The sequence below is a fragment of the Snuella lapsa genome (assembly GCF_039539345.1).
Lineage (GTDB): Bacteria > Bacteroidota > Bacteroidia > Flavobacteriales > Flavobacteriaceae > Snuella > Snuella lapsa.
This window is the reverse complement of record NZ_BAABCY010000080.1, coordinates 18,765-32,400: the sequence shown is the minus strand read 5'-3', so window position 1 is coordinate 32,400 and position 13,636 is coordinate 18,765. Positions and strand designations below refer to the sequence as shown.

General features: G+C 31.6%; 14 protein-coding genes and 1 pseudogene. All 15 read right to left on the bottom strand.

The window, feature by feature from the left end:
* Window positions 1–358 precede the first annotated feature (358 nt).
* Window positions 359–607 (bottom strand): annotated as a pseudogene (locus ABD792_RS15520) (lysine--tRNA ligase); the annotation flags it as partial.
* Between the two features lie 165 nt (window positions 608–772).
* Window positions 773–1,618: a hypothetical protein gene (locus tag ABD792_RS15515; protein ID WP_345007279.1), complete on the bottom strand. Its 846-nt coding sequence runs from the start codon at window positions 1,616–1,618 to the stop codon at window positions 773–775.
* The gene (locus tag ABD792_RS15510; RefSeq protein ID WP_345007277.1) at window positions 1,618–2,073 is read right to left on the bottom strand and encodes a hypothetical protein; all 456 of its coding nucleotides are present in this window, start codon (window positions 2,071–2,073) and stop codon (window positions 1,618–1,620) included. The genes ABD792_RS15515 and ABD792_RS15510 overlap by 1 nt, the downstream gene beginning before the upstream one ends.
* A gap of 385 nt (window positions 2,074–2,458) precedes the next feature.
* On the bottom strand, window positions 2,459–3,346 hold the full coding sequence (locus ABD792_RS15505; RefSeq protein ID WP_345007275.1) for a phage/plasmid replication domain-containing protein: 888 nt from the start codon (window positions 3,344–3,346) through the stop codon (window positions 2,459–2,461).
* Between the two features lie 258 nt (window positions 3,347–3,604).
* Complete coding sequence (locus ABD792_RS15500; RefSeq protein WP_345007273.1) at window positions 3,605–4,228, bottom strand: hypothetical protein; 624 nt, start codon at window positions 4,226–4,228, stop codon at window positions 3,605–3,607.
* Window positions 4,225–4,515, bottom strand: a complete 291-nt coding sequence (locus tag ABD792_RS15495) for a helix-turn-helix domain-containing protein (RefSeq protein WP_345007271.1) — start codon at window positions 4,513–4,515, stop codon at window positions 4,225–4,227. Before ABD792_RS15495 ends, ABD792_RS15500 begins: the two co-directional genes overlap by 4 nt.
* An 86-nt stretch (window positions 4,516–4,601) precedes the next feature.
* Entirely contained in the window at window positions 4,602–5,309 is a 708-nt protein-coding gene (locus tag ABD792_RS15490) for a hypothetical protein (protein WP_345007269.1), read from the bottom strand.
* 2 nt (window positions 5,310–5,311) lie between these two features.
* Window positions 5,312–6,382 carry a tyrosine-type recombinase/integrase gene (locus tag ABD792_RS15485; protein ID WP_345007267.1) on the bottom strand — a complete coding sequence of 357 codons (1,071 nt, stop codon included), beginning with the start codon at window positions 6,380–6,382 and terminating at the stop codon, window positions 5,312–5,314.
* 601 nt (window positions 6,383–6,983) lie between these two features.
* Window positions 6,984–7,880: a DUF6731 family protein gene (locus ABD792_RS15480; RefSeq protein ID WP_345007265.1), complete on the bottom strand. Its 897-nt coding sequence runs from the start codon at window positions 7,878–7,880 to the stop codon at window positions 6,984–6,986.
* Window positions 7,881–8,137: 257 nt separating this feature from the next.
* Window positions 8,138–8,581, bottom strand: a complete 444-nt coding sequence (locus ABD792_RS15475; protein ID WP_345007263.1) for a hypothetical protein — start codon at window positions 8,579–8,581, stop codon at window positions 8,138–8,140.
* A gap of 54 nt (window positions 8,582–8,635) precedes the next feature.
* The gene (locus ABD792_RS15470) at window positions 8,636–8,863 is read right to left on the bottom strand and encodes a hypothetical protein (protein WP_345007261.1); all 228 of its coding nucleotides are present in this window, start codon (window positions 8,861–8,863) and stop codon (window positions 8,636–8,638) included.
* A 7-nt stretch (window positions 8,864–8,870) separates the two neighbouring features.
* The gene (locus tag ABD792_RS15465; protein ID WP_345007259.1) at window positions 8,871–9,740 is read right to left on the bottom strand and encodes a TIR domain-containing protein; all 870 of its coding nucleotides are present in this window, start codon (window positions 9,738–9,740) and stop codon (window positions 8,871–8,873) included.
* 278 nt (window positions 9,741–10,018) lie between these two features.
* Window positions 10,019–11,707 carry a lysine--tRNA ligase gene (gene lysS / locus ABD792_RS15460; RefSeq protein ID WP_345007257.1) on the bottom strand — a complete coding sequence of 563 codons (1,689 nt, stop codon included), beginning with the start codon at window positions 11,705–11,707 and terminating at the stop codon, window positions 10,019–10,021.
* 119 nt (window positions 11,708–11,826) lie between these two features.
* Window positions 11,827–12,270 (bottom strand): DUF1573 domain-containing protein, encoded by a 444-nt coding sequence (locus tag ABD792_RS15455; RefSeq protein ID WP_345007255.1) that lies wholly within the window; start codon window positions 12,268–12,270, stop codon window positions 11,827–11,829.
* A 108-nt stretch (window positions 12,271–12,378) separates the two neighbouring features.
* Window positions 12,379–13,428, bottom strand: coding sequence for a helix-turn-helix domain-containing protein (locus tag ABD792_RS15450; RefSeq protein WP_345007253.1), 1,050 nt, complete (start codon window positions 13,426–13,428; stop codon window positions 12,379–12,381).
* Window positions 13,429–13,636 lie beyond the last annotated feature (208 nt).

The following is a 13,636-nucleotide window of genomic DNA, read 5'->3' as shown; positions in this document are numbered from 1 at the left end:
ATCATTGCAGGATCTCTCAAAGTGGCACTGTTTGACCGAAATACGTGGCATGGTCACTCCGAAATAGCCAAAAAGATATTATAAAAACGCATTTTAACATAATTTGGTCATTATTTTGTACAACTAGCGAATAAACACAATTGGTTTATTTACTCAAATATAAAGAAAATTCTCAATGACCTTCAAAATTCCTACATTGAATTAGGAGAGAAAAGTATGGAGTGACCATTTCGTGACCAAAAATGGGCTATCATCTGCTACCATCTGCAAACAAAAAAGGATTCACCCTAAAGTAAATCCTTTTAAATTTATATGAGACACTTCGACTGCGCTCAGTGTGACAGTTCTTTATTTGGTATTATAAAACTTCTACAAACAGGCCGTCGTCATTTTTTAAAACCTGTGCTACTTTCTTGCTGGTCAATCCTTTAATGGACTTATCCCATTTCTTATTACTCAATCCAGACTGCCCTTTAAGCGTGTTTAGGTCTATAGGAGAGTTGGCTTTAAGGATATTAAAAATGGCTTTTTCGTCCTCGCTCATTTCCACCTGCTTTTTCTCGGGTCTCATTTGCGGGAAGAATGAAACGAAATCTTGTGAACGGTTGTAAATACTAGTGTTTTGGGGTATTGACTTAGTTTGCGTGACTAATTCGTGACCAAAACCTTCGATTATATGCTATTATCTGCAATTGTTAGACCTTCGTATTCAATCTCATCGAAGGCAATTTGTAAATAGGTGCCCTCGTATATAATTCTTTTATTAGATACTCTAATCAACGAATTTTTGTTTTATAATTTCACCGTCCCAAGTGTTATTACCTTTATAGTATACCTCAACCCAAAAGTGAGATGGGTTATTGTAGTCATCTCCACAATCAAATTCACAATATATTTTCACTCGATATTTATAATTTCCTAAGTATCGGAGTAGGTAAGGTTGATATTTACCAAACCCTAATACATTACATAGTTCCTTTTCACTGATTGCCCATTGAAGATATTTTTTAGTTGCCTTATATGCCTCTTCTCTCCAATGTTCTGAATATTCAAATTCCTCTAGGTTTGGTCTATTGTAGGTTTTGTTTTTTGGTTCACTTTGTTTTTGATTATCGGAAGCATTCCTATTATCTTTTAGTATAGATAATACTTTTTGTTGACCAGATTCAGATGCCATACTTACTCCAAAATATTCTATAACATTACCATTGTTTAAATTATAAATAATCTTTTTGCCTAGTGAAATACTTTTTATTCCAAAGTGATTAATACCAAAAGTAGTGATATGCTCCTTAGTTTTTGTGTCCATAGAAATAATTTCAAAATTTCGTGATTTCCATTTATTTTCTTTTTTGCTTTTTATTATTAGACATATAGTGCTTTGTGCTGGACTAAATATATGATAAGTGATACCATTATAAGTTTGTAGAGTGTCCATATTAACCTTATTTTGAAAATTAGGTTTTAATCGATATAAACCTTCACTTTCAAAAACAAGGGTTGTAGGCATTTGATTGTCTTCTAGTGAGCCTTTTTCTTGTTCTTGTGATGTACTACTATATCCTATCAGATTTATTACTAGGATAACTGTTATCTGTGTTATTTTTAGTCCTTTCATTATTCTAATTCTTGTACCCCGTAAAAGACTAATTTTTGACCATTATTGAATTCGTATCCAATACTTCCTAAGGTATCTACCCACACCTGAAAACACATAGGGCTGTCAATGTCAAATTCCATCCCATTTAATCCTGATAAATATTCATTTACCTTAAAATTTTTGATTTTGAACTCAAAGGTCTTCCACTCTCCATTTTCTGATTGGGATTTCATTGTGATGATACCCTTATTAAAATCAAATATGTGGTAACTAATCTCATTATTGGTTTTTAAGATTCTAACCTCATCTTCAACGTCATTACTATTACTGGAAAACCTAAATATTGCTTTTTCATTTGTGATTGTCTCGTTAGAATCTAGTGATGTGTTGTTTTTAGTTTGGATGCATCCAGTTAACAACGTAATACCAGTAGTGATAAGAAGTATGGTACTTTTTACAATAGTGCGTGTCATTCCTTTTGTTTTTTTGGGACCAATCAAGTACCATGATTGAAGTTAGTTTAAACAAATAAGGCATGGTACTAAAGCCCACTCCTTGGACGAGGTACTGGTATACCTATCAAGTAAAGCGAACCAAGCCCATGCCCATATTGGACACGGGCATTAGTTCACCTTGTTCCACTTGATTTAAAAATTACCAGTTTTCGTCCAAGTTATTAGATGACTAATGCCTATCGTAGTGTTTTATTTAAAGAACGTCTATATTTTTATACTTAAGTTTTTAATGTTTATCCAAATATAAAGGAAAAATCTGACTCACGAATGTTTTGAAGGTAACAATTTGGCGTAGGTATGTCCCTTATGGGTTTTACAAAACTTATGGTAGTGAAAAAGGCAGTCAGTAGTACTTTTCTAAGTCTTTTTCTGAATTAAAATAAGGGACAGATTTATTTAGTAAAATATAATCTTTAATATAAATGATTTTATTGTTTAATTCGTCCAATATCCCTTTGTCTAGTCCGTTTTCTTCGACCTCCTTTAGTAACTTCTTTATTGAACCTCTCATTTTACTGCGTTTGACCCTACTATTTTTAACCTCGAAATTTTGTTCAGATATTTTACCTATTACCCTATCATATCCCAATCTTTCTAAGCCATGATATGACATGTATTTTTGTAATCCATTATACTCCTTTAACATATAATCAGGGTCTGTTCCTAATGCCATCTTTTCTACTTTTTCATAACCTTTAAACCAATAATCTACTAACTTATTCTGAACAGTATCGCGGAATAAATCTTTAACACGTACCTTTTTAATTCCAAACCTAATTTTTAAATTCTTTTTAAGCTGTATTTCATATCTTAATATGTTTTCCTTTAGATTATAAGGTAAATTGTTTTCTGTTCGTCCACGTCGCTTATTTAGCTCTTTAACCTTGTCATAAAAAATGAAGTTGCGACTATCAATTTTGTTAAAAAAAGTTACGGAATCTCTAAACCTCATCGTTACTAACCTTGGAAATGCTAATAAGCTTTCCGTATATTCATAAACATGATGGTTCAATGGGATATTCACTCCAAAATCGACTCTTGTTAATACGGCCTTTGAAATATCTACATTCAAGTTATCTGAAAGCTCTTGAATAGCATCCTTAGTGGTACTCCAATCTAAATGAATTAAATTATTACCATGATAGAATTTAGGTAAAGAGCCATTGAATGATAATTTATAAGGTTCATGGTTCTCAAATGAAATAGTTATTTTAAAATTTGATAAGTTCATTGTTTTCGTATATCCATACTTTGTAATTGATTTTCTCGAATCTTTCAATAGTTCTTTGAAATCAGACCTACGATATTTGTTTAGGAATATGTAACCTTTTATAGTGTCAATCATAATGTTTCCATTTAATGGTAATAGGAATAGCTTATTATTATAAGGAGAGAAAAAGCCAAAGATTCTGATGTCTCTTTGGCTTTAGTTTAGTTATTCAAGAATCTTAATAAAATTAAAATCTGAAAGAGGACGTTTTGGATTTTATCATTCAGCGATTTTTTTACTTTGAACAACTTTTAAACATTTTGAAAAATTATAATTAATAGGTTTATATTTTAGGAAATGTTCAGTGTATGATATTGGATTTGAGTTAGTCCTGAACTTGAAAAGATAGTGTTTTGGTTTATGGGTTCCTAAAATAGAAATGTCAAATGGACAAAGAAAACTATGCATTTCATAACCAGTATGTAACAAACCAAGAATGCCATGAGCTTTTAAAAATAATTGGAGCTTATCATAATTTAGACGGGAATTGAGAAAACAATGAAAATGAATGACTTTAATGTTATGTTTTGTAACATATTTAGCTAGTTTGTCAATTTTGACCTTTTTAGCACCGAATTTATTAACGTCCTCAATTATCAGATGGTTTTCAATAATTTCTTTATTTAAATTTGGATGTGAATAATATTGTTGTTCAATGTGCTCATCTAAGAGCGACTCATCAGTTACAATCATTACTTTGTCAGATTTATTCAAAACTTGACTAATTAGGTAGCCAAGGATATCATTACAAAGCATATCGCCAAGGTCTTCATCGTATGCATTCACACACAACATGTTTTCTGTCTTAAAACTGTTTTCGATAAAATTTTTAATTTTTTTCATAATTTAAATTTTAATAAGTTATTGGCTACAATAGAATCTATATCATCCTTGGAGTGAATTGGATTTTTTAATACGAAATCCTCTAAATCTTTTCTTTCGAGGTAGATTAATTTGCCTTTTGGTCTGTAAAAGGTGATTTCTCTAGAAGCAATTAGCTTTTGCATATAGGAAACACTGACCCCTAAAAATTCTGCAGCATCTTTAGTTGTGTAGATTGACCTATTGCAAAAGTTACTTCTCTCGACCTCTTTACGAAGTGATTTAAGTTCAGATAATATTTCAGCCATTGAAGCCATAACTTTGTTTATGTTATGGTGCAAAGAAATGGAGAAGGCTTTAGGTAAGTGGTTGAATTAAGTTGAAGAAAAGTTGATTAATTGGACTCAATTAATTTAGATACTATATCAATTATGCCTTTGTACTTATCATCATTGCTTAATGTTTTAGTAGAAGTAACTTCTAGTGATCTTAAAGGAAAATCTTTATTTTTAGCTTTAAAATATGTAAAGGCCAATTTTGCTTTTGTTAGATTATCATAGGAAATAATCTTTTTAATTTCTAAACAATTGATTAAGCCCAATAAGTCAATTTGACGTCTTAACCAAACTACTTTCTTTTGGCTATTGGACATCTCAAAGATTGAAAAGAACTCCATTTTAGTACAATCAATGTACTCTCCACTTTTAAGTTCTTGGTATAAAGTGTTTAGTGTTTTCTCTTTGTTTTTAATATTTGGATGCAGTTTAATAAAAGGACTGATTGATTTAGTTGATTCCGAATCATCATTATAAAAATCTTCTTCATTGTAATGGGGGTTTGCTAATAACAAGCGATTTAATGCTCGCTTAAGACCTACAAATTTTATCAGAAGTTCTCTTTCAGAAGTGTCAATTAACGCATCAATAATAAATTTTAATTCTTCTTCTAAGCTAATACAAAAATAATATTCGTCAATATCAGAAATCAGATAATCAACTTCACCTGCTTCTGAAATATCAATAGCAATATAACTATCCAACCAATAATCAAAATTATCTACAATTTTTTCCTTTAGTGTATTGTATTTCTCTTGATAATCCATAATTAAAACTCAAATTTAGGCATACTGTTAACTGCTTTTTCTTTTTCCTCGTTAATGACCTTAGCGTAGATTAAAGTACTTTTAATATCCCTGTGACCTAATAATTTTGAAACTGTAAAGACGTTTACTCCAGAGGATATTAGAAGAGTTGCAAAGGTATGTCTACTAGAGTGGAATGATACATCTTTATCAATCGATGTTTTGGAAATTAATTTCTGTAAAGTTCTGTTGACAGAACTATTATGGTCGGATAGTTTAAAAACGTAATCACTTTTATTTTTTTGTGATTTTAATATGCTTAAGGCATTTTCATTTAAAGGAATATAAACGGCACCTTTGGTTTTGGTCTGTGTTATTTGAATTTTCCCATCTTTGATATTGGACCATTTAAGTCGTTTAATATCTGAGAATCTTAACCCTGTATAACATCCAAATAAGAATGAGTTCTTAACCTCATCATCAAAAAAGTCTGTGTTTATAATTTCCTGTACTTCATCCTTGGTTAGATAAACCATTTCGTTTTCTTCTTTCTTTAGTTTATCTATGTAATTGAATGGATTGACTAGTATTATTTTTTGCTTTACAGCTTGGTTTAAGGCCGTACTAACCTTTTGTAAATAAGTTCTAACAGAATTTTGAGAAAGGTCACTAGACAAGAGGTATTCACTGAATTTTTCTAACCAATTTTCGGTTACATCCTCAAACCTCAACTTTTTACCATGAAAGTCAATGATGTGTTTTAATGTATTATCCCAAGCAATTTTGGTATTAGGACTTTTCTTTTTTGCTTGTTCTTCAAAAAAGTTAATAAAACTAGCCTTTTTCAACTCCCTAGATGTTAATCCAGTAGACTTATTGGCCAACTCTATCTCCAAATCGGCCTTTATCTTATCTACAACCCTTTTCTTTTGTTCTCGTTGTTCTTTAGTGTCTGATGGTAGGAATTCAACATCAGAAATAACTTCTCTAACCCTTTTGCCGTTGTGATAAAAATCTAACTGGAATCGATATGGACGATTCTTTTTTGATGTCCCAGAGTTCTTTGAATACTTTTTACGAAGGTTTACTGCCATATATATTATCTTACAGATAAATATAAGAGAAAATAACGACTCTTGACAATATCGTGACTATAAACTTAGATTGATTTACTAGAGTTTGCTAGCGTCTTTAAAATTGGGGTTGTTTTAATAAATTATGGGTTGTGTAACAGTCACCTCGTTGCTCAATTTTATTTTTAATTTTCATTCGACAGTGTTTATGAAAACGTGAATAAATCTTACCGAAAAAATCAGACTTAAAAAAATCAGATACAAGTATATATATTTACAGTATAATATAATATCAGATTGAATTTTTAAACTAAGAGAATTTTTGAAAAGTGGGAAACACAAAGATACAACTGCTATCAACAAACTAGCATATATAGCAACTTTTAAATAGTGAACCAAAGATTTATAACCAGTGGTTTTTCTTAAATCTCTCATTATTTTTGTGTCAATTGTATATAAGAGTGTCGATACAGTTAACAAAAAACCAAATAACACACTAAAAACTACCATTGTCGAATTCATAAGCTCCGAAAAGTTAATAGAATTAATAATTTTGTCATCAATTTTATAGATGATTATTAAAATTATTAAACTAATTAGGTAAGGGTAATATTTTGCTAATTTATTCAACTCTATTTCTATAGATTTCTCTAAAATACGATAAATTTTCTTGAAATTTCAGTTCTAGTTGCTGATAAACTTCTCTTGTTCTAAATTCCCCATGTCTTGTAATTTCTACTGTGATTGAGTCTGCAATTCTGTTTGAAATAAAATTGAAAACCTTTTCTTCTACATCTTCGTCGTTACCAATGACCTCCATAGTTTGCACATTTCCAGTTGTAACTCTAATAAGGTTATTTACAACATTTCTAACTGCATTAATTGGAAGGGTTTCTTTAGTAGTTGTAGTTACTTCAAAGGATAGTTTGTTGGCTCCAAATTCTTTTATTAATCTTGACAATTCTCCAACCGCAAGTCCTTTATTGTCAAGTAATGGAGTGATTTCGGTAGGATTTGCTATTTTAATTTTTAATTTTCTATAACTTGAAGTTCTTAAAAAATTATCTAGAGAAGATTTATAGGTAATCCTATCAAATCTAAATGGAGGTAAGTCAAAGTTTAATTTGAAAAAATTTTCTATTGAAGTAGCATTTACCCCTGGTCTTCTACTTACTATCGCAATAATATTTGTTTGTTTGTCAAAAATGAATGAAGTTTGATAACCTAAACCGTCGTCTTCCTCTAAATTTAGATTTTCAGTTAGTTTTGATTTTTTATTCTGTTTTGGTGGAATATTTTCTGTTTGAGTAAATGCAAAAGTTCCAAATATGTAATCATTTTTGTATTTGATCTCCCCAAATAAACCAACTTCTCCATAAGTCTGAAAAACGTTTTCGTATTCTTTTTCTTTTGGTAATTGAAAAGCTTCTGTTAGTTTATTTTGGGCATTTACATATTCTTCAGGAATTACAATTGGATGTACTTTGTAATAATAGACACTTAATTGTTTGTTTTTCATATTTTATGATTGGTTATTCAAATGTTGGGTAACTAATAAGCAAACCCAAATATAAAGAAAATTCCTATTATGATTCAAAATTCCTACATTGAATTAAGAAAGAAATTTGGAGTGATCATTTTGTAACATTAAATTAAGAATAAGTTACTAGAGTCTTTAAATAGATCTTATTTAGATAAATTATGGGGTTGTGCAACGGTTACTATTGTTGTAACACGTTTTTTATTTTTGTCTTTAGTTATTGTTACAAGTTGTTTTTATTCGGATTCATTATTCTTATCATATTTGTCCTTAGTCAAAGACCTAAAATCAGACAAAGAATTAGTTTTAAAAAGTAGTCCAATAATCAAAGTCAAGACAGGGATTACAACCTCTGCTTTCTCAATAAATAAATCTGAAAGTATTAGTGAAATAATACATACTACAATTAAAATTCCTTTGTAAATTTTATCTCGAATGTCAAATTTATTTGCAGTTTTCAATTCTTCTTTTTCAATTTCAGATTGTCGGTCAATTGAGTATTTTTGAGTTTCTTGACTCATTTGAGTATATCCCATTAATACTTGCCCTCCTTTTTCAATTAGTGTTTCTAGGAATTTATCTTGAGGACTTATTTCTTGAATATTTGGTTCTGAATTATTTCCATTCAATTCATAATTTGATTTTTCTTTTATTTTCTGTTCTTGGTTGTTATCTTTCATGGATTTCTATAAGGTTTACACATAACAGTTTTGGTTATGTGTGGTTTTGTGGGTTTATATTACAGTTATTGTTGGTAGATTGTCATAATCATAATCGTCAGACTTGATTAATTCCGCAAACAAAAATGTATCTTCTAATCTATTACCGTCCTTATCAACCCATCTGCACTTAATTTCAAAAGTTTTGTCATTTTTACCAACGACAATCATTTTAATTTTCGTGTTTGATTTATGGTAAACACTATTCCCAATTTCAAAATCTTCGAATTTATAATTTCTCATTCCCTTATTACAGTATTTTGTTAGCGTCTACTTGATAGCCTGCTGCTGTTAATTCTTTAACTAATTTGAATTTCCAAGTTTTCGCATCATCAATAGGATTGTATAAAATTCCTAGTAAGTCGCTTGGTAATTCAACTCCATCTTCATACATAGGAAATACATTGCTACGTCCTAATTTTCCAATGAAATACCCCATTTCAATAATTACATTCTGCCTCGCTCTATATTTATCTTCGTCAGAAGTTTTAACTCTACCTAAATCATCAGCAGTTAATAAAACTACGGCAAACCCAACATCAGAATGAAGTTCAAATTTTTCAATTATTGTTTGTCCTCGATTTGGTTGCTCTGATAAGATTATTGGGTTTAGACCAAGCTTATCTAAAGTTCTTGCTACATCAATTTTGATATGGTCATTATGCCCGTGAACAATAAATATGTTATTAGTCTTCGTAGTTGCATCTTTCATTTCTTGTACACTTGGTTCTTCTATTGAGGATTTTAACAAATCGGCTTTCCCGAGAAGTTTTTTGAGGTTATTGAGTTTAGCCTCTACACTTTCTTTAAAATTTATAAGTTTCCCTTGTGGTCCAGATCTATTTTTACCAAGTCCAATGAACATAGCACATTTATCATATCTGTCTTTATATTCATTGTACTCATTATTGAATGACTGTTTTAAGTATTCTGAATTGTAGTCATTCCAACGATTAAAATCATCTCTGTTTTTGTTAAAATCAGACTGAGTAGTTACATCAAATTTTAAAATATCTTCTCCCTCTTGAATCCTTTCTTCAAGTTTCAGAATGAAGTCCTTTCTATGTACAATAAGTTCAGTTGGAGGTGGTGGCGTATATTTTGTATTTCTTTTTGCCATATTTAATTATGTTCACAGTTCTGTTCAAATGATACAAAACTATCTTATAAATACAATTAGTTTTTTTAATTCACCCAAATATAAAGAAAATTCTTAGTGCCCTTCAAAATTCCTACATTGAATTAGGAAAGAAAATTTGGAGTGACCATTTCGTGACCAAAAATTCGCTATCATCTGCTACAATCTGCAAACAAAAAAGGATTCACCATAAAGTAAATCCTTTTAAATATTTATAAGACACTTCGCTTAGGCTCAGTGTGACAGTTTAGTATTATTTATTATAAAACCTCTACTAAAAGACCATCGTCATTTTTTAAAACCTGTGCTACTTTCTTGCTAGTCAATCCTTTAATGGTTTTGTCCCATTTCTTGTTGCTAAGGCCAGACTGTCCTTTAAGGGTGTTTAGTTCTATAGGGGAGTTGGTTTTAAGGAGGTTAAACACCGCTTTTTCGTCCTCGCTCAATTCCACCTGTTTTTTCTCGGGTCTCATTTGCGGGAAGAATAGCACTTCCTGAATGGATTGGTTGTTTGTTAAAAACATAATCAATCGATCCATTCCAATTCCCATACCAGAGGTAGGAGGCATGCCGTATTCTAAAGCTCTTAAAAAGTCAAAATCTATAAATTCGGTTGCTTCGTCATCCCCTTTGGCAGCTAGTTTAAGTTGGTGCTCAAAGCGTTCGCGTTGGTCTATGGGGTCGTTAAGCTCACTATAGGCGTTGGCAATTTCTTTACCACATACCATAAGTTCAAATCGCTCGGTAAGTTCTGGGTTGTCCCTGTGTTCTTTACATAACGGACTCATCTCTTTAGGATAGTCGGTTATAAATGTAGGTTGGATGTAGTTCCCTTCACATTTTTCTCCGAAAATTTCATCAATAAGCTTCCCTTTACCCATGGTGTCGTCTACTTCAATACCCATACCCTTGGCAGCTTGCCTAATTTCGTCTTCCGATTTGCCAGTAATGTCAAAGCCTGTAAAATGCTTTATGGAATCGGTCATCGTTACACGGGCATAAGGTGCTTTAAAGTCTATTTCATTATCGCCAAACGTAGCTTTTGTAGTTCCGTTTACTGCAATAGCACAATGCTCTAATAGCTTTTCACAAAAATCCATCATCCAATTGTAATCCTTGTAAGCTACGTATATTTCCATAGCTGTAAACTCTGGATTATGGGTGCGATCCATACCTTCGTTTCGGAAGTTTTTAGAGAACTCGTAAACACCGTCAAAACCACCAACGATTAAACGCTTTAAGTAAAGTTCGTTAGCAATTCGCATATACAAAGGAATATCCAGCGAGTTGTGGTGCGTTATAAACGGACGAGCAGCAGCACCACCAGGAATGGGCTGTAAAACGGGGGTTTCTACTTCAAAATAACCAGCATTGTTAAAAAAGCTACGCATCGCGTTAAACAGCTTGGTACGCTTTACAAATACATTTTTAACATGGGAATTCACTACCAAATCGGCATAACGTTGTCTGTAACGTTGTTCTGGATCCGTAAAGGCATCGTAAACAATACCATCTTTTTCTTTGGGTAGGGGCAGTGGTTTTAAAGCCTTGCTAAGTAAGGTGAAATCTTTAACCATAACGGTCTTTTCGCCAACTTTTGTAGTAAACAATTCGCCTTCAATACCTATAAAGTCACCAAAATCGATCAGCTTTTTAAAGACATCGTTGTATTTTGTTTTGTCTTCTCCGGGACAAATTTCATCACGGTTAAAATAGACTTGTATTTTTCCTTCGGCATCTTGTAACTGTGCAAACGACGCTTTTCCTTGCACTTTTATCATCATTAACCTACCTGCAACAACCACTTTTTTACCTTCTTCAAATCCTTCCTTAATTTGTTTTGAAGTATGGTTTACTGGGTATAAATCGGCCGGATAGGGGTTAATGCCTAATGCGCGTAGTTTTGATAACTTTTCTCTTCTTACTAATTCTTGTTCTGAAAGCTGCATGCTAATTAAATTTGAATACTGTCTTTTTTTGACAGATGTGTGCAAAATTACACTATTTTCAAAAAATCAGCATACAACTCTTTATTAGATTTTTAATTTAAGGTAAAATCAGTTTTTGGTTAGCTTTTTGGTGCCTCTGGTTTTAAAACTTTACCTTTAATCCTTAATATTTTGCTGCTTTCGGAAGCATTGGAAATAATTGTAATGGTTTTTTTGAAAATACCAATTCGGTTGGTCGCATACTTAATTTTAATTTCACTTGAATCTCCTGGTAAAATAGGTGTTTTGGCATAGGATGGTACGGTACAACCACAAGAGGTTTTTACGTTGGTAATTACAATTGGTGCTTTGCCAGTATTGGTAAATTTAAAGGTGCGTTCGCCATTGGCATTTTGCTGAATGGTGCCGTAGTCGATCTCCTCTGTTTCAAATGACAAAATGCCTGTTTTTCCTTTTTTAGAGGTGTTTGCTTCTTGTGAAAAGTTTGATGAGTAAACAAATAAACAGAAAATCAATAATAGTTTGGATTGTAATGTTTTAAAATTGTACGTTGAAATAGTCATAATGTTTTGTGTTATTGTTTATAATAAGGTAAACATCATAAAAACTTTGTTATGAATGGAATAATTAGGGGTTGAAATAGGTACTAGTACCTAGGTTGAATTTTCTTATTAACTGTTAAACAGCGACTTTATTTCTGTTCTCGACTGAACATCCAGTTTTTTGTAGATGTTGTTAATATGGGTCTTTACGGTACTTAAACTAACAAAAAGGGTGTCGGCAATCTCTTTATTTGTTTTTTCTTCCAACAACAGATTTAGAATGTTTTGTTCTTGTTTTGTTAGTTGTTTCTTCCCTTTTGTAGCGTTTTCATTTTGAATTCTTTTTCGGGAATACCAAAGCCAGAAGTTGGCCGTTATTGAAATAACCAATCCAAGATATATTAAATAGTTCCAATTAAAATAGGAACTGGTTGTGCTGTTGATTATAAACTTATCGGAATTAAGCTCAACACTGTATTGTTTTGTATATGATGAATTTGGGTAATGCTTGTTTAAGCGACCTAATAAATTATCGTAGTAGGCATTGTTTTTAAGATCCTCCAAATAATGCTCATGGAAGTCATTTCGTCTATCTGATAAAAACGAATAGATGTAAAGCTCCGCTATGGGCTCGTTAAGCTGTTCGCCATACTCCTGTAAGGTTTTAAACCATTTCTTGTTGTTAAGCTTTCTGTTTGCCTCGCTCCTAAATTCGCTAAAAGCAAATTTCATTTCTTCTTTAAGGGAATCTATTTTAATAAAAGCAGTCGATTTTTCGTTGGTAGATTTTATATCACAAAACATTTGTTTGTTGAAAGAGAAAGGAAAATCAATGGAGTCATTGTTTTTTGCTATAAAAATAACCGCTTTGCTATTGTCGCAATGTCCGTCAAAATGGTTTCGATCCTCTTCAAAGCAGTTGTCGACATGGATTCTGTAAATTCTGTTTTTAGTATCCAGTTGATCGCCAGTAAACTCAAAAGAACCTAAGCTATCGGTTTTGACTTTTGCTATAATTTGTTCAAAATAAATACCCGAAACCCTTCTGTAGTCTTCAATTATTGAAAGATAAACATTGTTGTGCCATTGGTTGTTGTCTACATGGCCTGAAAAACTATATTGTGCCCTAGAGCTAAAGGAAGTGAGTATAAAACATATTATAAACAGAAATCTAATCATGCCACTAAACTACTATATTTTATGTTTTGGTTAAAGCTTAAAGCCTTATAATTTTGGTCATTGGTTGTTGGTATTGGTAAGGAACTATTAACTTTTAACAATTAACAAAGGCCTGTCTGTACTATTTGGGTGGCCATGTTATTGAGGGCTGGCATGGTTTAGTTAAAAAATGATATGGTCTAAAATTGCAGATTATCTTTGTAACGAA